Source organism: Aquimarina pacifica (assembly GCF_000520955.1).
GTDB classification, from domain to species: Bacteria; Bacteroidota; Bacteroidia; order Flavobacteriales; family Flavobacteriaceae; genus Aquimarina; species Aquimarina pacifica.
In genome coordinates this window covers 47,494-68,020 of the sequence record NZ_JACC01000028.1, presented here as the reverse complement: position 1 = coordinate 68,020, position 20,527 = coordinate 47,494, and the positions used below count along the sequence as shown (strand labels likewise).

The window sequence follows — 20,527 nt, the reverse complement described above, 5'->3', positions numbered from 1 at the left end:
ATAAATTATTTCCCTATTTTTCTCTGTTTAAAATAGGAAGGAATAAAAAGGATAACGCTCCGACTACTATATTTATTGCTGTTTGTGACCCCCATAAGATCCAGCCAAAAGCTTCGCCATCACTTTTTTCGAACCCAAAAAAAACAAAAACAGCACCTACAACTATAGGAAATGGTAAAATGCCAATTCCGCCATTGGTGGTAGACATAGAAAAAGATCCTACTACAAAAGCTACCAGAATTACACCAACGGAAGCACTTGCTAAATTAGGGACTGCAAATTTTATAGTATAGAACATAATCACATACATACACCATATAAGTATCGTATGAAATAGAAATGCCCATTTTTGTTTCATTTCAAAAATACTCTTCATGCCGTCCAATAATCCAAGTCCAAAGTCTTTAATTTTAATAATGAATGGAATCGAAGATTTTTTGAGAAGCTGTAGGCCTAGAAAACCAATAAAAATAAGAGCTATAAAGATTCCTAGTGTTATTAAGGGATTGATATTTTTTTCCTTTAGAAAAGTGAGTAAATATTCTGTTTGCAGGATTCCGGCTAAAGTGGTAATGAGAATAAGCATAATGAGATCTACAATTCGCTCTGACACGATTGTGCCGAAAGCTTTTTCGAAAGGAACTTTTTCGTAGGTACTTAGGGATAATCCTCTGAGTACTTCTCCTGATCTGGGGACCCCTAGATTAGCTAAATAACCTGCCATTACAGCCATAAAACTATTATATAATTTGGGACGATAGCCCATAGGGCTTAATAAGAATTTCCATCGATGCGCTCGTGATAGATGGGATAGGATACCTAATGTTATAGAGATAAGTACCCATAGCGGGTTGGCAGTAGTAATATTTCTTAAAAGCTCTTTTCTGTATTCTGGTGTGGCGCTATTCAAAAAGTACCAAATTAAAAAAACTCCCAGTGCCAGTGGGAGTATAATTTTAAGAATTTTGGTAAGTTTTGGACTCACTTTTATTTTAATAGATTATTTTCTTCGTTTGGAAAAAGAAGTTTTGGACTAAATTTTTTAGCGTCTTCTATGTCCATCATTGCGTAAGTAATCAATATCAAGATATCTCCTTTGGCTACTTTTCTGGCTGCTGCACCATTTAATGTTATTTCGCCACTATTTCTAGGGCCAGGAATGGCATAGGTCTCAAGTCGTTCTCCGTTATTGTTATTTACAATTTGTACCTTTTCTCCTTCAATGATATTTGCAGCATCCATCAGGTCTTGGTCAATGGTTATGCTGCCGATATAATTAAGATCAGCACCAGTCACCTTAACTCGATGAATTTTAGATTTTACTACGTGTACAAGCATGTTACAAAGTTAATTAATTTTAGTTTAGGGCAATATTATCAATAAGTCTTATTTTTCCAGCAAAAACAGCTATAAAGGCTCTGTATTTCATGTTTTTCTGCTTTCGTTTAATAGATTTTAGATCAGATATTTTGGCAATTTCAAAATATTCAAGTTCTAGGGTGTCATTTTTTTCAAATTGTTCTGATACCCATTTAGTTAAAGTAGTAACACTTTTTGTGCCAAAGTTATCTTGTACCTCTTTTAGTATTGCATAAATGAGAGGTGCTGCCTCAAGCTGTTGGGTGGTTAACCTTTTGTTTCGAGAGCTAAGTGCTAATCCGGTATCTTCTCTGTAGATAGGACAACCAATAATTTGAACTGACAATTTTTCAATAGTAACTAATTTTTTGACAATTTGTAATTGTTGAAAATCTTTTTCTCCAAAGTACGCTTTGTTGGGAGATACAATCTCAAAAAAATGTTTTAAAACAGTTCCTACTCCATCAAAATGCCCAGGTCTAAATTTTCCTTCCATTTGGTTTTCTAAACCATTAAAGTTGTAATTTACCGTTGACATTTGGTCTCCGTATACCTCTTTAGGAGTCGGTGCAAAAATAATTATCTCCTCAGAAAGTTTTGATAAAAGTTCGACATCTGTATCCAGAGTTCTGGGATAATTGACTAAATCTTCAGCGTTATTAAATTGAGTTGGGTTAACAAAAACACTAACAATTACAGTGTCATTTTCTTTGAGAGCTCTCTCTACCAGTGCAAGATGGCCTTTATGCAATGCACCCATAGTAGGAACAAAACCAATGGTTTTGTTGTTGTTTTTTGAATTTGCAACATCCGAAAGAATGTCTAGTCTTTTTTTGAGTACCCGCATCGTTGTCTAAAAGTTAAAGGCGTGCAAAAATAAGATATTACTGGCAGACTGCATAAATTTTCGTAATTTTGCAAAATTAATTCCAAAAGGAGGACGATAAAAGTATCGATTATATGAAAGATAAGAGGATATTGTATGTATCATCAGAAGTAATACCTTACCTGCCAGAGACTGAAATTTCATCAATGTCTTTTGAAGCGCCAAGGATGGTCAATAGTAAAGGAGGGCAAATACGCATTTTTATGCCCAGATATGGGAATATTAATGAAAGAAGACATCAGCTACATGAAGTAATTCGGCTTTCGGGGATGAATTTAGTTATAAATGATTTAGATATGCCTTTGATTATCAAGGTAGCTTCTATTCCCAAAGAGCGAATGCAAGTGTACTTTATAGATAATGAAGATTATTTTAAGAGAAAAGCAACGTTGACAGATGAAGATGGAAAATTATTTCCTGATAATGATGAAAGAGCTATTTTCTTTGCTAAAGGAGTTATAGAAACTGTGAAGAAATTGAATTGGTCTCCGGATGTTATTCATGTGCATGGTTGGCTAGCATCACTGTTGCCACTTTACTTAAAGAATTATTATGCTAATGAACCCCTTTTTGGGCAAAGCAAAATAGTAACTTCGGTATATGATCATGGTTATGATGGGATTCTAGATAAAAATATGATGGAAAAAGTGAAGTTTGATGGTATAGAAGGAGAAAAAATAAAAGATTTGGCAGATCCAACATATAACAATGTAATGAAGGTAGCTGTAGATAATTCTGATGCGATCATAGTAGGATCAGAAGAAATACCCGAAGAGTTGGTAAGCCATTTAAAAACAATAGATCAACCAGTTTTAGAATATAAAAAACCAGATGAATTTGCTGAGGCCTATGAAGCTTTCTATCAATCAGAAGTTTTGGTGTAAGCAATAGACGAAATTATTTATGAAATTAGTAAACGCTTTAATGAAAGTAACATGCGTGGTCATTGTTACTTTTACTTTTTTGTCTTGTGATGATGATTTTAATTCTGTAGGTAGTGAAATTATTGGAGATGTAAATTTTGAAGATGATTTGTATTCAACAAAGCCAGTTGCTTTTAGTAAAAAATTAGAAAGAGTACAGACAGCAGGCTTGCCAAATAATTTGCTGGGATTATATGATGATCCGGTATATGGTAGATCTATGTATAATATTCTTTCGACAGTTAATATAAGTGAGTTTGAACCTGAGTATGGCGATAATGCTGTTTTAGATAGTATTGTATTTAGTTTGCCTTATTTTAGTACAGCTACAGAGACAGAAACTCTCGAGGATGTAGTTGTAGCTATTGATTCTGACGGCACCCAAACAACATCGTCCTTTACGGCAACGACCTACGAATTAGATTCGATTTATGGAAGTTCACCAATAAAATTATCCGTTTATAAATCTAATTATTTCTTAAGAGAGTTTGATCCAAGTTCTGATCAGGTGCAACTGTATTATTCTGATGACATTGATATCTATGAGCCAGAAGCAGAAGAAACGTTGTTGCATACAATTAATTCATTTGTACCTTCGGCAGATGAGTTAGTGACAAAAGTAACAACCGTTAATGCAGATAATGAAACAACAATAACAAGAACACGTTTGAGCCCTAGACTTCGTGTTAAGTTTTCTGATGAAACATTGGATGTGTTCAAAACATTGTTTTTGGATAAAGAAGGAGGGGCAGAGTTTGTTAATTCTAATAATTTTAGAAATTATTTTAGGGGGATTTACCTAAAGGCCGAAGCTGTAAATGGGGTTGGTAGTCTGATTAATTTTGATATGTCAGATGCTTCTATTACGCTACATTGGTCGTATGAAGGAACGGATACAAGTGATATTGATGAAGATGATGATACCGATGAAATATTGACTCAACAAGATAATTTGACATTAAGTTTCTCGGGTACAGTTGTGAATTCAATTACTACGGATTTGGATGCAGAAATTGCCGAAGAATTAGAAGAAGAGAATCAGGATACAGTGAACGGAGAAGAGAATTTGTACCTCAAAGGAGGAGACGGATCATATGCTGTTCTTGATATTTTAAATAACACCATTATCAATGAAAATGGTGAAGAAGAAAATGAGCTTGATTATGTAAGAAGACAAAACTGGTTGGTCAATGATGCGCGTCTTACTTTTTATATAGATAAAGATAAAGTAACCGGAGGTGATTCAGAACCAGAAAGAATTTATATATTTAATTCAGAAACTGGGAGTATTATGCTGGATTATTCTTTGGATGCTCAAGACTCAACGGATCCTATAGAATCGATTACAGATCATTTAGGAAGGATAAGTCGTGATTCTGATGAAAATGGAGAGTCGTATACAATAAAAATTACTCAATATATTATAAACCTTCTTGATGATGAGGATCAAGAAAATGTGAAATTAGGACTAGTAGTTTCTCAAAACGTAAATATAACAGCTACAACAGTAGGTGATACCCCCAGCAATACCGATGAGATAATCCCCTCGGCATCTATTATTTCTCATGAAGGAACTATCCTTTACGGAAATACTGAAGATGTTCCTGAATCGAAACGGTTAACGTTAGATATTTTTTATACAACATCAAAGTAAACTAAATAACATTATTTTAAAAAACTGAAATTATGTGTGGAATTGTAGGGTATATTGGCCATAGAGAAGCCTATCCAATCGTTTTGAAAGGACTAAAAAGATTAGAGTACAGGGGTTATGACTCTGCTGGGATTGCACTTTATGATGGTAATGATATTAAATTATCTAAGACAAAAGGTAAAGTAGCAGATCTAGAAGAACGATTAGAAAAGGAAATCCCAACAACAGGAACTATTGGGATAGGTCATACAAGGTGGGCAACTCACGGGGTGCCAAATGATGTAAATTCGCATCCTCATTATTCGAACTCAGGAAACTTAGTTATTATTCATAATGGGATCATAGAGAATTATGATTCATTGCGTAAAGAATTGTCTAACAGAGGATATACGTTTACTTCTGAAACAGATACAGAAGTATTGGTGAACTTGATTGAAGATGTAAAGACCAAAGAAAATGTAAAGTTAGGTAAAGCTGTGCAGATTGCACTGAATCAAACTATTGGTGCATATGCAATTGCTGTTTTTGATAAACAAAAACCAGATGAGATCGTTGTGGCCCGATTAGGAAGCCCGTTGGCCATTGGTGTTGGTGAGGATGAGTTCTTTATTGCATCTGATGCATCTCCATTTATAGAATATACAAATAATGCTATTTATCTAGAGGATGGCGAGATGGCTATTGCTCGAAGAGGTAAAAAAGTTAAAATTAGAAAAATCATAGATGATACTACCGTAGAGCCTTATTTGCAAGAATTACAAATTAATTTGGAGCAGATAGAAAAAGGAGGATACGATCATTTTATGCTTAAGGAGATTTATGAGCAGCCAGATGCCATTACAGATACTTATAGAGGTAGAATGTTGGCGGCAGAAGGGATAATCAAAATGGCTGGTATTGATGATAATCTTGCTAAATTATTAAATGCAAAACGAATTATTATTATTGCTTGTGGTACATCTTGGCATGCTGGTCTTGTGGCCGAATATATTTTTGAAGAACTGGTGCGCTTGCCTGTTGAGGTAGAATATGCATCCGAATTTAGATATAGAAATCCAGTAATACATCAAGACGATGTAGTAATTGCAATATCCCAAAGTGGAGAAACTGCAGATACGATGGCTGCTATTAAACTTGCTAAAGAAAGTGGAGCTTTTGTTTTTGGTGTATGTAACGTAGTAGGTTCTTCAATATCTAGAGAAACACATGCAGGAGCGTATACGCATGCAGGTCCAGAGATAGGTGTAGCTTCTACAAAAGCATTTACTACACAGATTACAGTGCTATCCCTGATTGCATTAAAACTGGCAGAGCGAAAAGGAACGATTTCTAACAGTGATTTTCACTTTTATTTACAAGAGCTAGAAAGAATTCCTGAGAAAGTAAAGGTGGCCTTAGAGTCTAATGAGCATATCAAGTTTATTGCCGATACATATAAGAATGCAAAAAATTTCTTATATTTGGGTAGAGGGTTTAATTTTCCCGTAGCATTAGAAGGGGCGCTAAAGTTAAAAGAGATATCATATATCCATGCCGAAGGCTACCCAGCTGCAGAAATGAAACATGGTCCAATAGCATTAATAGATGAACAAATGCCTGTTGTTGTAATTGCCACAAAAAAAGGGCATTATGATAAGGTAGTTAGCAATATTCAAGAAATCAAATCTAGAAAAGGTAAGATTATAGGAATTGTTACAGAAGGGGATGTTACAGTCAAAGAATTGGCAGATCATGTAATAGAAATACCAGAAACAGAAGAGTTTTTAACCCCGCTCTTGTCAACAATACCATTACAATTATTATCATATCATATTGCGGTGATGTTAGATAAAAATGTAGATCAGCCAAGAAATCTTGCAAAATCCGTAACAGTAGAGTAAAGTCAAAAATAGTCAGTCTTAGAAGTAATGTATTCGTTTCTCGATAATTTAAGTTATTGTCGTATCACAATTGTTGTGGTTTTAGATAAAAATTTAGATTATTCGAGAAATTTAAAGACCCCATAATAGTAGAGTAAATAGTCAGTTGCAGAAGTATTATTAGTCATTTACCGATATTTTTAGTCATTTGTCGATATTTTTTCGCCATTTTGTTAAATAATTTCAATAAAGGACATATCTTTGAACACCAAATAATTTATAATTAATCTACATTTATGAAAACAATTACTTTAGTATTGATGCTCTTTTTGAGTGTCGTCTCCGTTGCGCAAACTGTTATAACTGGAAAAGTCTTAGATGATTATGACGAGCCAATCCCTGGAGTTAGCGTAGTGGTAAAAGGAACTACTGATGGTACTATATCCGATTTTGACGGAAACTTTTCTTTAACCACCAGTAAGGAGTATCCCATTACCTTAGAATCAAAAAGTATCGGATATGATCCAGTCACGACAGTTGTGAGCTCAGGAGAGACTGAGGTTACAATCGTGATGGGAGAAATTACTTTTTTAGATGAATTGGTAATTGCAGCTTCGAGAGCACCAGAACGTATATTCGAATCTCCTGTGAGTATCGAGCGTTTAGGAATCAATGATATTAAGGAGTCTACATCGGCCGATTTTTATGGCAGCATAGGAAACTTAAAAGGTGTGGATATAAATGAGAACAGTTTAGCTCTCAAGACGGTTAACACCCGAGGTTTTGCTACCATGACCAATACACGATTTGTACAATTGGTTGATGGAATGGATAATACGGCTCCAGCCTTAAATTTTCCATTGGCCAACCTTTTAGGACTTAGTGAGCTGGATGTTAGGAATATAGAGCTTTTGCCCGGGGCCTCTTCTGCACTTTATGGAGCAAATGCCTTTAATGGTATTTTGTTTATGAATAGTAAAAACCCTTTTGATCATACAGGTATTAGTGGATATTTTAAAGGAGGAATTACTTCTCAGGAAGCTGCAGGGGATAATGAATTCTATGATTATGGGGTACGAGTAGCACATGCGTTTTCTGATAAGTTTGCGGCTAAAGCAAATATATCATATGTACGGGGTAGTGATTGGTTGGCTGCAGATGAGCAGGACTTGGATAATCCAGGACTTACCAGAGCAGATCCGGGGTATAATGGGTTAAATGTATATGGAGATGAAGCGGGAGATCAATTAAGTAATATTGGTCCAGCTCTAGTTGCCGCAGGGGTTATATCTGAGGCACAAGCAGCTTTTTTGCCAGACACCTTTGTTACAAGAACTGGATACGCAGAATCTGATATTATTGATAATAAGGTAGAGAGTCTAAAATTTGATGTTTCATTACATTATCGACCTTTTGCTAGTGATTTAGAACTAATATATACCGGTAAAGTTGGTAGAGGAAGTGTTGTGACTCAAGATGCAAACCGTGTACAATTAAGTAATTTTGGATTACAACAGCATATGTTCGAAATTAAAAATGATAATTTTTTCTTGAGAGGATATCTTACCGCTGAAAAAGCAGGAGATTCATATAACGTTGGATTTACGGGGCTCAATTTAAATAATGCATGGAAAAGCAATGGGCAATGGTTTGGAGAGTATGCAGGAGCATATTTAGGAGCATTAGGAGCAGGTCAAGGTGAAGAGGCGGCTCATGCATTTGCTAGGAGTATTGCAGATACAGGCCGTTTAGAGCCTGGGACTCCTGAGTTTCAAGCGGCTTTGGATCGTGTAACAAATGATTCTAGTTTATTAACTGGTTCAAAATTTGATGATGAGTCTAAATTTAGACATGTAGATGCTAATTATAATTTTAGCCATATCACAGGCGAATTTGCCGATATACAAATTGGAGGTTCGTTTCGAGAATACGAATTGAATTCTTTTGGCACACTATTTACTGATGGCGATGGTCCTATTACTTATAATGAGTATGGTTTATATACTCAGATACAGAAGAAGCTATTGGATGAGCGTTTAAAATTAACGGGTTCTATTCGTTATGATGAGTCTGAGTTGTTCGATGGTAGTTTCTCTCCAAGATTTTCTGTAGGATACACACTGGGGTCTGATAGAAATCAAAATATTCGTGCTTCTTTCCAGACCGGTTTTAGAAACCCAGCAACTCAGGATTTGTTTATCGGGTTAGATGTTTCGGCGGCAGTGCTGGTTGGATCGTCTCCTACAAATTTAGATAAAGTAGTAACAATAAGAGATTATGAAAGTGCGAACCCTTTAATTGGTTCTGGAACCTTTGAAGTAACGCCAAGAGCTGCCTATGAAAATGCATTTTCTTTAAATTCGGTTGAAAATGGAACTTTTGAAGCGTCAACAAGTGATATTGTACAACCAGAAAGAGTAACTTCATATGAAGTAGGGTATAGAGGTAATTTTAATAATACTTGGATTGTTGATGCTAGCTTGTATTATAATCAGTATGAGGATTTCATTTCTAATGAAACTGTAATAGTACCTCTTTATGGTCAGGTGTCAGAAATTGCTAATGGTGATCAAACTGCATTACTTGCATTACAAGAAAATAATTTTGTCGCACTTTTAGCATCGACTAATTCTGATGTAGATATTAGTTCTTATGGAGCAAACTTTGGGGTATCTACTAAGGTTTTTAACAATTTTGATTTTGGAGTTAACTATACTTATGCAAAACAAGATTTTGATCAGGAGGATGATCCTGATTTTAATACCAACTTTAATACACCTGAGCATAAAGTAAAAGCTTCTTTCGGAAATAATAACCTTTTCGAGAACTTTGGATTTAATATAAATGCAAGATGGAGTGATGCATTTTTCTGGGAAGCGGATTTTGGTGATGGAGAAATTCCTTCATATACAGTAATTGATGCACAAATCAATTACAAAATTCCTTCTCTTAAAACAAGTCTGAAAGCTGGAGCAACGAATTTGGGCGGTGATGAATATATATCAGCAATAGGATCAGGGTTTATAGGATCACAGTATTATATTGGTTTAATAATAAATAACTTATAAGCTCTTGTAGCGAAAATATTTGTAAAACAAAGCCTGTCTGATTTCTGTTGGATAGGCTTTGTTTTTTTAAAGTACTTTGTTTATTCTTAAAATTTACGATTATGGCAGTACCCAATCCACCGATAGAGATGTTCCCTAAGAACACTCCGTTTCCGCCCACATTTGATGATGTGAAACAAGAAAGAGAATTTCTGAAAAAGAAACTGACAGGTGCTTTCAGGATATTTGGTAAGTTTGGTTTTTCTGAAGGGGTTGCAGGTCATATTACTGTTCGGGACCCAGAACATAAAGATTACTTTTGGGTCAATCCTTTTGGACTTTCCTTTAACCTAATTAGACCAGAAGATTTGTTATTAGTTACTCATGAGGGCGAAGTAGTCGAAGGAAATTTACCGCTTAATAAGGCTGCTTTTGCTATTCACTCTAGAATTCATGCCGCACGACCTGATGTAATTGCAGCGGCTCATGCACACTCTATATACGGAAAGACATTTTCTACTTTAGGAACACTACTAGCGCCCATTACTCAAGATGCATGTGCTTTTTATAAAGACCATGTTGTGTTTGATGATTATTCGGGTATCGTTAATGAGCTGGAAGAAGGAGATAGGATAGCAAAAGCGTTAGGAGATAGTAAAGCGGCCATTTTACAAAATCATGGTTTAATAACCGTAGGTAATACTATCGATGAAGCGGCATGGTGGTTTATTACTATGGAGCGAAGTTGTCAAGCAGAATTATTAGCTAGGCAAACAGGAGGCAAGTTGATAGAAATAGATCATGAGACAGCCATGAGAACGCGTGCAGAATTGGGGTTTCCTCTTGCTGGATATTTCCAGTTTCAGCCCATGTGGCAGGATATAAGTGCCAGTTTAGAGTTTATTAAAGTTTAACCCATTTAATTTAGTCGATTACTATATGAACGAAACAGGTACCATAATTATCGGGCTTTCATTGATCATCATTATGTTTGGGATGGGACTTTCGCTTACTGTTGATGATTTTAGAAGAGTAATTAAATACCCTAAAGCTATATTGCTAGGGTTACTCAATCAATTAGTTTTTTTACCAATTATAGGATATGTAATAGTATCTGTATTAGAGCTTAGACCAGAGATAGCTATTGGGATTATGATTCTGGCTGCTTGCCCAGGAGGAGCTGTTTCAAATATTATTGTAAACCTTGCCAAAGGTGATGTGGCTTTATCTATCAGTCTTACGGCAATTTCTAGTGTTGTAAGTATACTGACCATCCCTTTTATTATTCAATTTGCCTTATTAGAGTTTATAGGAGCCGGAGAAAAAATTACACTCAATGTTCCTCAGATGATAGGACAATTATTGGCTGTTATTATTGTTCCGGTTTTTGTGGGGATGCTGATTAGGGCAAAATCATCGGGTTTTGCTATTAAGATGGAAAAACCAGTCGGTGTAGCGTCTGTGATTTTACTTATTCTTGTTATTACAGGAGTGCTTATAAAAGAGAGAAGTAACTTTGTGCCGTATTTTATTGAGGCAGGTTTACCTACGATAGTATTAAATATATCTACAATGGGATTGGGGTATCTCACTGCAGTTTCTTTAAAACTTATCAAACCACAAGCAATAAGTATTGCAGTAGAGTCGGGAATTCAAAATTCTGCACTGGCAATGACTATTGCGATCGTAACATTGCAGAATTCGTCTTTAGGTATTTCTGCAGCTATATATACCTTGGTTATGTACGTTGCCGGTTTTGCGGTTATTATATACGGACGTAAATAATTATATCAATACCCTACACGAGATATAAACATTTATTTTGTGATTTATTATGGTAAGCCCTTCAAGAAATAACCCTTCTAATAGTGAGTATTTTACTGCATCAAAAAAACAAAATAAAATGAGTTATTTTTTTCATTTTAAAAGACTATATTTGCAGCCTGAAAAAAGATGGTATTCTTAATTGGTAAATATCAAGTCTTTTTAAATAGTTAAATACTAAACATTAAATAGTTATATAATGTCTAAAGTTACGGGTAAAGTATCTCAAATTGTAGGTCCGGTTATCGATGTAGAATTCGCTGCTGGTACTGACTTACCAAAAATTTATGATTCGTTAGAAATTAACAAAATAGACGGTACTAAGCTAGTATTAGAGATTCAGTCTCATATTGGTGAAGATACTGTACGTACTATTGCAATGGACTCAAGTGATGGGTTAAGCAGAGGGATGGAAGTTGTAGGAACAGGAGCTCCAATCCAAATGCCAATAGGAGGAGATGTGTACGGACGTTTATTTAATGTGATCGGAGATGCTATTGATGGTCTTGGAGATCTTCCTAAAGCAGGAAAAGATGGTCTTCCTATCCACCGTCAAGCTCCTAAGTTTGAAGATTTATCAACTTCTACAGAAGTTTTATTTACAGGGATCAAAGTAATTGATCTTATTGAGCCTTATGCAAAAGGAGGTAAGATTGGATTATTTGGAGGTGCCGGAGTAGGTAAAACAGTATTGATTCAGGAGTTGATTAACAATATTGCAAAAGGTCACGGTGGTCTTTCTGTATTTGCAGGAGTAGGAGAAAGAACACGTGAAGGAAATGATTTACTTCGTGAGATGTTAGAGTCAGGAATTATCAAATATGGTGATGACTTTATGCACTCTATGGAAGAAGGAGGATGGGATCTTTCTAAAGTTGATAAAGAAGTAATGAAAGAATCAAAAGCTACTTTCGTATTCGGTCAAATGAATGAGCCACCAGGAGCACGTGCACGTGTTGCGCTTTCTGGTCTTACGATTGCAGAATATTTCCGTGATGGAGCTGGAGATGGGCAAGGAAAAGATGTACTTTTCTTTGTTGATAATATCTTCCGTTTTACACAGGCGGGTTCTGAGGTATCAGCACTTCTTGGTCGTATGCCATCAGCGGTAGGTTATCAGCCGACATTAGCAACAGAAATGGGGGTAATGCAAGAGCGTATTACTTCTACCAAAAAAGGATCGATTACATCTGTACAGGCGGTATATGTACCTGCAGATGATTTAACAGATCCTGCACCAGCAACAACTTTTGCTCACTTAGATGCAACAACAGTATTGTCTCGTAAAATTGCTGAGCTTGGTATTTATCCAGCGGTAGATCCATTAGATTCTACATCAAGGATTCTAACAGCAGATATATTAGGAGATGAACATTATAACTGTGCACAAAGAGTAAAAGAGCTTTTACAGCGTTATAAAGAACTACAAGATATTATAGCTATTCTTGGTATGGAAGAATTATCTGAAGAAGATAAATTAGCAGTAGGACGTGCACGTCGTGTACAGCGTTTCTTATCTCAGCCATTCCACGTAGCAGAGCAGTTTACAGGTATCCCAGGATGTTTAGTAGATATTAAAGATACAATTAAGGCATTTACAATGATTATGGATGGTGAGTTAGATCACCTACCTGAAGCAGCATTTAACCTTAAAGGGACTATCGAAGAAGCTATTGAAGCTGGTGAGAAAATGTTAGCTGAAGCTTAATATTAGTTACTTGTTTTAGTTCGTAGTTGATGGGAGTGTAATTCCTGAACAACGCAGAACTATTAACAAACAACAAACAACGATAAGATATGTATTTAGAAATAGTAACTCCAGAAGCAATATTATTTAGTGGCGAAGTAACTTCGGTTGCGGTGCCTGGTGTAGACGGAGAGTTTCAAATGTTAGATAATCACGCCCCAATTATTTCTTTATTATCAAAAGGTAATATAAAGGTGTATGGTGATATGAAGTTAGATGAAGAAGTTGCAGATAAATTTACCAAAGGTGAAAACGGGGCAACTTTACTTTCTATTAATTCAGGAACTGTAGAAATGAATGATAATAAAGTCATCGTTCTGGCTGATTAAAAAATCAGAAACGAATACAAATAATAATAAAAGCCTTTTAATTCTTTTGAGTTGAAAGGCTTTTTTCGTTAAGTAAATTTATGTTAGAATTCTTTATTTCAAGTTCCATTGCAAAATAATCCACTCTGTTTTATCAGAAGTATAGGTGATAAGCGTTTCGAAACCAATTGCATAATGTGCTTGTAGTGAACGCGAGTTGTTAGCAGCAACTTCTGTAATGAGGAGTTCATAACTCGTATGAAGTTCTTTTTTCATAGTTTGATAAAGTCCCCTGAAAATTCCCTGTTTTCGGTATTTTTTATGAATACAAATTTGCCCCATGACGATATAGGAAAAAGGTTGAGATACATGCTGATCAATTTTAGAAAACATGGGTTTCAGAATTTCGATATCATCTTTGAACTCTTTTTGCATACACAAAGCATAACCAATAACATTATTTTGATCTTTCGCAATAATATGAGGTTGACGATCGTGCATTTTTTTTAGGATATCAATAGTGTGTTGTACGGTAACAAAACCTTCTTCTTTCTTTTCTATCGTTGAAATTGAAGTTGGTAAATTAGCTTGTTGCAGTGTTAATATTTGCTCTAATTCATTTTCAGAAGAAGTAGTAGTAAAGCGATATGTGTTAGAATTTTTGGGTCTCATGTAACTCTATAAGGTAGAAAATAAACACAATGATTATCTTTGTGAAGATAATGAAAAAACTCCCAAGTAAATTACAGTCTAAGTTAGCGTTGCGGCAGCAAGCGAATTCGCTTCGTACATTACCAATTAATAAAACTCTTGTAGATTTCTCATCAAATGATTACTTAGGATTTGCGCAATCAAAAGAAATTTTTGATCGTACGCATACGTTTTTGCAAGAAAATGAAATGAATCAAAATGGAGCAACAGGATCTCGGTTGCTTTCAGGGAATCATAAGGTATACAGCCAGACTGAAGCTATGCTGGCTACTTTTCATAATGCCGAAGCTGCTTTAATTTTTAATTCTGGATACGATGCAAACGTGGGTTTTTTTTCGTCAGTACCACAGCGTGGAGATTTAATTTTTTATGATGAATTAATTCATGCATCGATTCGTGACGGGCTTACTATGAGTACTGCAAAATCCTATAAGTTTGACCACAATAACTTAGAGGATTTAGAGAAAAAATTAACCTTACTGTTATCAGGGTTAGATACTCATAAAGAAGTGTATGTGGTGACAGAATCTATTTTTTCTATGGATGGGGATTCACCAAATTTGCAAGGTCTAGTTGCGTTATGTAAAGCATATAATTGCCATATTGTGGTTGATGAGGCACATGCCATAGGGGTTTTTGGGCAATATGGAGCAGGTCTCCTGCAGGAATTAGAGTTAGAACATGAAATTTTTGCTCGTATTGTTACCTTCGGCAAAGCTTTGGGTTGTCATGGAGCGGCAATTCTGGGATCAGAGGAGTTAAAAAGCTATTTGGTAAATTTTGCACGAAGTTTTATTTATACAACCGGACTATCACCACATGCTGTTGCTACAATACAGTCAGCATATTATGAGTTGCAGGTAACAGAGAATATAGGAAGACTAAAGTGTACTATAGACTATTTTAAACAACAATTAGAAACAGAAGGTCTAGAATCAATTTTCGTACAAAGTAACTCTGCGATACAATGTTGTTTGATTTCTGGAAATGAAAATATAAAAAGAATAGCGAATACAATTCAAAATAAAGGAATTGATGTCAAAGCTATTTTGTCTCCGACTGTACCAGAAGGAAAGGAACGTCTGCGCTTTTGCCTGCATAGTTTTAATACTAAAAAAGAAATAAACGCTGTATTAAATTACTTGACTACCTTTGCTCTTGTATGAATGAAATGTTTGCAACTGTAGCTGTTTTTCAGTATTCTTCTGAAGCTTTGATTCTAAGAGGTAGGTTAGAGACAGAAGGAATTGATGTTTATATGACAGATATGCACACTATTGATACAGACCCGCTGGTAAGTAATGCTATTGGTGGTGTTAAGATTAAAGTACGATCAGAAGATAAAAAAAAGGCGCTCGAAATTATTGATGGGATTAGCAAATATGTAGTAGATGATCTTGGTTATGAGATAGAATGTCCTAATTGTAAAAGTAAAACAATAGAATACTTTACTACTATCACGAGCATCAAATCATTTTTCGCTTTTGTTTTCGGATTTTTATTTGGAGGACTTCCTTTTTATAAAAAATATGAATATCGATGTGCGATATGCAATACTAAGTTTAATCAAAAATGAAAAAAATTTTTATTACAGGAATTGGGACCGATGTGGGAAAAACAATAGCTTCTGCAATTGTAGTAGAGGCGTTGCAAGCAGATTATTTTAAACCAATACAAGCAGGAGATTTAGCGTTTTCTGACACAGATAGAGTGAAAGAATTGGTATCAAATTCAGTGTCCAAATTTCATCAAAATAGTTATGCTCTTAATACTCCTATGAGTCCCCATGCAGCTGCCGATATCGATGGTGTTACTATTGATGTTGATAAAATAATATTACCAAAGACAGAAAACTCACTAGTCATAGAAGGAGCTGGCGGATTATTAGTTCCATTAAATGAAGAAGACACAATACTTGATATAATTGGTCCAGATTATAATGTCATCGTTGTGTCTAGACATTATCTAGGAAGTATTAATCACACACTTATGACTATTTGGATTTTGGCAGAACAAGGTTTTACGGTATCTGTTATTTTTAATGGTAAAGAGCATAAAACAACAGAAGATATCATTAAAAAAATGGCAAATGTATCTGTTATAGGAAGAATAGATGATGAATCCTATTTTGATCAAAAAGTAATTAAAGAATATGCTGAACAGTTCAAGGAAAAATTAAAAGAACTGTAATGAATCTTTACTCTAAATCAATTTGATGAAAAATTTAGAGATAAAGTAGTAAGGATTAGTTATGTATCTACAAGACCGTTAAAAATGAGTTTAAAAGAGAGGGATAAAAAACATCTTTGGCACCCACTGACACAACATAAAATTCATCCCGAAGCATTGCCTATTGTAAAAGCAAAAGGAGCTTTGTTGTTTGATGAAGATGGGAATGAGTTTATTGATGGTATTGCATCATGGTATACCTCAATGTATGGTCATTGCAATGATTACATTTTAAATAAAGCGCAATCTCAGATGCATCAATTGGATCAAATTGTGTTTTCTGGGTTTACACATGAACCGGCAATTGCATTGTCAGAAGAACTCATAAGAATCTTACCCAAAAATCAAGAAAAAGTTTTTTTTTCTGATAATGGATCTACGGCAAATGAGGTAGGTATAAAGATGGCGCTTCAGTATCATTTTAATAAAGGAGAAAAGAGAAATATAATTATAGCGTTCGAAGATGGATTTCATGGAGATACTTTTGGAGCCATGTCGGCCTCTGGCTTATCAGTGTACAACGGTCCTTTCGAAGATTTTTTTATCGACGTAAAAAGAATTCCTACTCCGAATTCTCAAAACATTAATCAAGTAATAAAACAACTAGAAGAGTATATTGGTTCGAATGAAGTGGCAGCATTTATTTATGAACCTTTGGTACAGGGAGCTAATGCAATGCATATGTATGAAGCTAGATATTTAGATCAAATTCTTGCTACATGCAAAGAGCATGCGGTTATTACTATTGCAGATGAGGTAATGACTGGTTTTGGAAAAACAGGAATGAACTTCGCATCGGATTTTGTAGAAACCAAACCAGATATTATTTCTATGTCTAAGGCATTAACTGCTGGTTTTGTACCTATGGCAGTAACGAGTTGTACACAAGATATATATAATGCTTTTTTAGATGATTCTGTAGGGAAAGCTTTTTTTCATGCACATACGTATTCTGCGAACCCCATTGCATGTGCTGTTGCTTTGGCGGGAATAGAGTTATTGAGCTCAGAAAACATTCAGCAGAATATAAAAAATATTATAGCGTCGAATAAAGGTTTTGATGAAAAAATCAAAAAACATTCAAAAGTACAAACAACACGACAGATGGGTGTGATCTATGCAATAGAACTTAAGATAGATATGGATCGGTATGGTAAAAAACGATATGAGATATTTGATCACTTTATGAAGAATGGAGTTTATCTCAGACCTTTGGGTAATACTATTTATATACTGCCTCCGTATATTATTTCTCCAGAGCAGTTAGAATTAATCTATAGTTCTATCATTAGTCTTTTAGACGATGTTATCTAAGACAAAGTCAACTAATAAAAGATAGAGATTGTTTTTTGATACTGTATTTTGATAGAGTTCACATTAATTGCATATGAGTTAAAAGGCTCAATGCTCTTAATGTATTTTTGCTTTGCACAAAAAAATATTTTTTTGTTTTATTTTGACACATGCGAACACTCAAAATGTGTAAATGGCATGAAAGTTTTCTAGAAAAATCCTTGAAATTTTATAAAAAACAAAAGATCATTTGATTAAAATGATATCAAAAACAATATAACCAACTAATTAAAATCACTACAAAAAATGATAATTCTTAAAACCCAAAATTTTGAAGGTATCACTAATGCTTGATATCTCTTAGCGCCCTTATTTGAATCTCTAGTTTTTGTTCTTGCTTGCGCTAAACTAAATCATAAGGGTTGTTTTAATATTAATTTCTAAGTAATGTTATGATATTCTATTAAAAGTATTTTTTAGGGTATGGATTCTTTTTTTTGATATTACAAACGCTACCATAGAAATTACTAGTTCTTATTCGTAATCGGTAATGCAACATCACTAACAATAAAATTCGAATCACTATATGAATGATAATTCTTAGAACCTAAATTTAAACGACCTTTATCAAAAGAATCAAAGATTAGTATAGTCGTTTTAACCTATGTTTTGATTTGTTTTTTTTGAAAATTCTTCGATTAAGAGTATTTACACTTTTGAGTTTACAGTTGTAAAATGGCTTTTTTTAGTTTCGTTTTAAAGTAAAATTATAAGCATTGTTTGACACCCCAATTAAGCTGATTGCTAGATTTTCTTTTTTACCAAAATAAAAACTAAACATTTACTACAGTAAATTCAAAAGTGTAATTTATTCTAATACAGTTTTTCTGTTAAAAAAAATAGAATATTTTTTGAGATTTAAAAAAACTACTTAATTTTTATTTTCTATTTACTTCTTTAGGATTAAATTTTCACATATCATTATGCATGTCGAAACATCAAACATATTAGAATGTAACATAACAGGTAGGGATTTAAAAGAATCTGTTGAGCAAATCAGAGATACTATTGGAGGTAAAATTGAAGAGCGATGGGGGGAGTATGTTCTTACGGTTAATAATTCAAATGCAACTGGCGAAATCAGGTTTATTACTTTTGATTGGGGGGTGAATTTACTACAGTTAGAGATGGTGTTTCATAAAGAATGCATTATTAGTGTGGATGCTTCTAAGTTTAATCCTATTCAATTTATTTATTGTCTTAAAGGATATTGTAGACATAGTTTTGATTATCAAAAAAGGATAAATACTATAGAACAACATCAATCAGTCATTATTACAAGTCGATATGGAGGATATAATTATGCTTATTTTCCAAAGGACGAGAAATTGGTTCTTAATGTTATAAAAGTTGTTAGAGAGAAGTATTTGAAAAAGCGACTTAATAATGTGTTTCAGCTTAAAAACCAGCTTTTTCAGGTTTTTACGGATAAAAAACAAGAAAAGGCGTATGCTCATTTTGGAGCTCTTAATTTTAAACTGTTAAATAAGATAGAAACTCTTCAGAAAATAAAGAAAAAAGGAATTACTCGCATATTACTAATAGAGGGGATTGTGTATCAAATACTATCAATGCATATTCAGGAATATGAATATCTGATGATAGAAAAAAATAGCCCTAAAGTTCTTTTGGAAGGAGAATTGAAATTAATAAATGATCTAGCCGAGAGAATAGCCAACAGTGTATCTCATGAATATTCTTTAGAAAATTTATCAAAAGAAACAGGCTTGTCAAAGGCGAAGCTTCAGGAGGGTTTTAAAGTGTTATTTGGTCGTACTGTAACAGAATACATTCGCCATGTACGTCTAGAAACTGCAATAGATCTTATAAGTAAAAATGATATGAATATGTCAGAGGTTATGTATGCGATTGGTTTTAGTAGTAGAAGTTATTTTTCTAAGATATTCAAAGAGAAATATGGTATTGCCCCTAATGATTTTAAAAATAGATTAAAACTGCCTGTAAAGGAAATTATTGATGCGTCTTGATTTTTTTAAAGTAAGGTAACTATCGAATTAACAATATCTTAAGTTATAAGTCTGTAGGTATTTCATATCTTTAAGTTAGAATATTAAATTTAGAGTTTTATGAAAAAATCAGCTATATCCATTAGATACGGGGTTTTGATTGCAATAGGCCTTGTTTTTTATTTTTTAATTCTTTCATTAGTGGGTGTTCAGACAAACCCGATTTTTAGTCTCGGTAACGGATTTATTGTAGCATTTGGTTTGTACAAAGCCATGAAAAATTATAAGAAGGAGTTAGCTGGTGATTTTGAATATCAGAAAGGGTTTATGGCAGGTCTTTTTACAGGATTTAATGCAACTATTATTTTTACATCTTTTTTTGCCGTATACGTAACTAACATTAATAGTAACTTCTTACCTATGATGTTAGAGAATTGGAGTTCGCATTATCATGTAGGAGTAGGAACTGTGGTGTTTATAGCTGCCGTAATGGGTATTGCCACTACTTTTGTTCTTACGCTGTCGTTTATGCAACTATTTAAAGAAAGTTGGAATTCTAAAAAAAATCAAAATTCTCTATCTATAGAGGTATAAAATATTTGTCAGTTAATTAATTAGCAGTATATTTGCACCCGCCTATGAATATAGGTGGGTTCTTTA

18 protein-coding genes are annotated in these 20,527 nt (G+C 34.2%); 14 read left to right on the top strand and 4 right to left on the bottom strand.

Annotated elements, in window-relative coordinates; all coding sequences use genetic code 11:
• Positions 1-13 precede the first annotated feature (13 nt).
• Genes DZ60_RS0114645 through panC form a run of 3 tightly spaced genes read right to left on the bottom strand, consistent with a single transcriptional unit; the run spans position 14 to position 2,206 of the window.
• Positions 14-985 carry a lysylphosphatidylglycerol synthase transmembrane domain-containing protein gene (locus DZ60_RS0114645; RefSeq protein ID WP_025742791.1) on the bottom strand — a complete coding sequence of 324 codons (972 nt, stop codon included), beginning with the start codon at positions 983-985 and terminating at the stop codon, positions 14-16.
• Between the two features lie 2 nt (positions 986-987).
• A complete protein-coding gene (gene panD / locus DZ60_RS0114640; RefSeq protein WP_025742790.1) occupies positions 988-1,338 on the bottom strand; it encodes an aspartate 1-decarboxylase in 351 nt (116 codons plus the stop codon).
• Between the two features lie 19 nt (positions 1,339-1,357).
• Positions 1,358-2,206: a pantoate--beta-alanine ligase gene (panC, locus tag DZ60_RS0114635; protein ID WP_025742789.1), complete on the bottom strand. Its 849-nt coding sequence runs from the start codon at positions 2,204-2,206 to the stop codon at positions 1,358-1,360.
• A gap of 113 nt (positions 2,207-2,319) precedes the next feature.
• Between panC and DZ60_RS0114630 the strand changes: the two genes are divergently transcribed.
• From DZ60_RS0114630 to DZ60_RS0114590, 8 genes are all read left to right on the top strand, one after another.
• Positions 2,320-3,129: a glycogen/starch synthase gene (locus tag DZ60_RS0114630; RefSeq protein WP_025742788.1), complete on the top strand. Its 810-nt coding sequence runs from the start codon at positions 2,320-2,322 to the stop codon at positions 3,127-3,129.
• A 19-nt stretch (positions 3,130-3,148) separates the two neighbouring features.
• Positions 3,149-4,822 (top strand): DUF4270 domain-containing protein, encoded by a 1,674-nt coding sequence (locus DZ60_RS0114625; RefSeq protein ID WP_025742787.1) that lies wholly within the window; start codon positions 3,149-3,151, stop codon positions 4,820-4,822.
• 32 nt (positions 4,823-4,854) lie between these two features.
• On the top strand, positions 4,855-6,702 hold the full coding sequence (gene glmS / locus DZ60_RS0114620; protein ID WP_025742786.1) for a glutamine--fructose-6-phosphate transaminase (isomerizing): 1,848 nt from the start codon (positions 4,855-4,857) through the stop codon (positions 6,700-6,702).
• A gap of 275 nt (positions 6,703-6,977) precedes the next feature.
• Positions 6,978-9,749, top strand: coding sequence for a TonB-dependent receptor (locus tag DZ60_RS0114615; protein WP_025742785.1), 2,772 nt, complete (start codon positions 6,978-6,980; stop codon positions 9,747-9,749).
• Positions 9,750-9,850: 101 nt separating this feature from the next.
• On the top strand, positions 9,851-10,642 hold the full coding sequence (locus DZ60_RS0114610) for a class II aldolase/adducin family protein (protein WP_025742784.1): 792 nt from the start codon (positions 9,851-9,853) through the stop codon (positions 10,640-10,642).
• 25 nt (positions 10,643-10,667) lie between these two features.
• Positions 10,668-11,513, top strand: a complete 846-nt coding sequence (locus tag DZ60_RS0114605) for a bile acid:sodium symporter family protein (RefSeq protein WP_025742783.1) — start codon at positions 10,668-10,670, stop codon at positions 11,511-11,513.
• A gap of 238 nt (positions 11,514-11,751) precedes the next feature.
• On the top strand, positions 11,752-13,260 hold the full coding sequence (gene atpD, locus DZ60_RS0114595; RefSeq protein ID WP_025742782.1) for a F0F1 ATP synthase subunit beta: 1,509 nt from the start codon (positions 11,752-11,754) through the stop codon (positions 13,258-13,260).
• Positions 13,261-13,349: 89 nt separating this feature from the next.
• On the top strand, positions 13,350-13,628 hold the full coding sequence (locus DZ60_RS0114590; protein WP_025742781.1) for a F0F1 ATP synthase subunit epsilon: 279 nt from the start codon (positions 13,350-13,352) through the stop codon (positions 13,626-13,628).
• Positions 13,629-13,721: 93 nt separating this feature from the next.
• On the opposite strand, the gene DZ60_RS0114585 is transcribed toward DZ60_RS0114590, so the two are convergent.
• Entirely contained in the window at positions 13,722-14,279 is a 558-nt protein-coding gene (locus tag DZ60_RS0114585; protein WP_025742780.1) for a GNAT family N-acetyltransferase, read from the bottom strand.
• Positions 14,280-14,329: 50 nt separating this feature from the next.
• Between DZ60_RS0114585 and DZ60_RS0114580 the strand changes: the two genes are divergently transcribed.
• From DZ60_RS0114580 to DZ60_RS0114555, 6 genes are all read left to right on the top strand, one after another.
• A complete protein-coding gene (locus DZ60_RS0114580) occupies positions 14,330-15,484 on the top strand; it encodes an aminotransferase class I/II-fold pyridoxal phosphate-dependent enzyme (RefSeq protein ID WP_025742779.1) in 1,155 nt (384 codons plus the stop codon).
• Positions 15,481-15,894, top strand: coding sequence for a putative signal transducing protein (locus DZ60_RS0114575; protein WP_025742778.1), 414 nt, complete (start codon positions 15,481-15,483; stop codon positions 15,892-15,894). The genes DZ60_RS0114580 and DZ60_RS0114575 overlap by 4 nt, the downstream gene beginning before the upstream one ends.
• Positions 15,891-16,508, top strand: a complete 618-nt coding sequence (bioD, locus tag DZ60_RS0114570; protein ID WP_025742777.1) for a dethiobiotin synthase — start codon at positions 15,891-15,893, stop codon at positions 16,506-16,508. The genes DZ60_RS0114575 and bioD overlap by 4 nt, the downstream gene beginning before the upstream one ends.
• 84 nt (positions 16,509-16,592) lie before the next feature.
• Positions 16,593-17,861 (top strand): adenosylmethionine--8-amino-7-oxononanoate transaminase, encoded by a 1,269-nt coding sequence (gene bioA, locus DZ60_RS0114565; protein ID WP_025742776.1) that lies wholly within the window; start codon positions 16,593-16,595, stop codon positions 17,859-17,861.
• 962 nt (positions 17,862-18,823) lie between these two features.
• Positions 18,824-19,888: a helix-turn-helix domain-containing protein gene (locus DZ60_RS0114560; RefSeq protein WP_241448748.1), complete on the top strand. Its 1,065-nt coding sequence runs from the start codon at positions 18,824-18,826 to the stop codon at positions 19,886-19,888.
• Positions 19,889-19,987: 99 nt separating this feature from the next.
• Positions 19,988-20,461 (top strand): DUF4199 domain-containing protein, encoded by a 474-nt coding sequence (locus DZ60_RS0114555; RefSeq protein ID WP_025742774.1) that lies wholly within the window; start codon positions 19,988-19,990, stop codon positions 20,459-20,461.
• The last annotated feature ends 66 nt before the right edge of the window (positions 20,462-20,527 follow it).

What these genes read in the sequence shown, in the direction of transcription:
- panD (WP_025742790.1), bottom strand. Translation starts at nt 1,338, where the DNA reads ATGCTTGTACACGTAGTAAAATCTAAAATTCATCGAGTTAAGGTGACT.
- panC (WP_025742789.1), bottom strand. Translation starts at nt 2,206, where the DNA reads ATGCGGGTACTCAAAAAAAGACTAGACATTCTTTCGGATGTTGCAAAT.
- DZ60_RS0114630 (WP_025742788.1), top strand. Translation starts at nt 2,320, where the DNA reads ATGAAAGATAAGAGGATATTGTATGTATCATCAGAAGTAATACCTTAC.
- DZ60_RS0114625 (WP_025742787.1), top strand. Translation starts at nt 3,149, where the DNA reads ATGAAATTAGTAAACGCTTTAATGAAAGTAACATGCGTGGTCATTGTT.
- glmS (WP_025742786.1), top strand. Translation starts at nt 4,855, where the DNA reads ATGTGTGGAATTGTAGGGTATATTGGCCATAGAGAAGCCTATCCAATC.
- DZ60_RS0114615 (WP_025742785.1), top strand. Translation starts at nt 6,978, where the DNA reads ATGAAAACAATTACTTTAGTATTGATGCTCTTTTTGAGTGTCGTCTCC.
- DZ60_RS0114610 (WP_025742784.1), top strand. Translation starts at nt 9,851, where the DNA reads ATGGCAGTACCCAATCCACCGATAGAGATGTTCCCTAAGAACACTCCG.
- DZ60_RS0114605 (WP_025742783.1), top strand. Translation starts at nt 10,668, where the DNA reads ATGAACGAAACAGGTACCATAATTATCGGGCTTTCATTGATCATCATT.
- atpD (WP_025742782.1), top strand. Translation starts at nt 11,752, where the DNA reads ATGTCTAAAGTTACGGGTAAAGTATCTCAAATTGTAGGTCCGGTTATC.
- DZ60_RS0114590 (WP_025742781.1), top strand. Translation starts at nt 13,350, where the DNA reads ATGTATTTAGAAATAGTAACTCCAGAAGCAATATTATTTAGTGGCGAA.
- DZ60_RS0114585 (WP_025742780.1), bottom strand. Translation starts at nt 14,279, where the DNA reads ATGAGACCCAAAAATTCTAACACATATCGCTTTACTACTACTTCTTCT.
- DZ60_RS0114580 (WP_025742779.1), top strand. Translation starts at nt 14,330, where the DNA reads ATGAAAAAACTCCCAAGTAAATTACAGTCTAAGTTAGCGTTGCGGCAG.
- DZ60_RS0114575 (WP_025742778.1), top strand. Translation starts at nt 15,481, where the DNA reads ATGAATGAAATGTTTGCAACTGTAGCTGTTTTTCAGTATTCTTCTGAA.
- bioD (WP_025742777.1), top strand. Translation starts at nt 15,891, where the DNA reads ATGAAAAAAATTTTTATTACAGGAATTGGGACCGATGTGGGAAAAACA.
- bioA (WP_025742776.1), top strand. Translation starts at nt 16,593, where the DNA reads ATGAGTTTAAAAGAGAGGGATAAAAAACATCTTTGGCACCCACTGACA.
- DZ60_RS0114560 (WP_241448748.1), top strand. Translation starts at nt 18,824, where the DNA reads ATGCATGTCGAAACATCAAACATATTAGAATGTAACATAACAGGTAGG.
- DZ60_RS0114555 (WP_025742774.1), top strand. Translation starts at nt 19,988, where the DNA reads ATGAAAAAATCAGCTATATCCATTAGATACGGGGTTTTGATTGCAATA.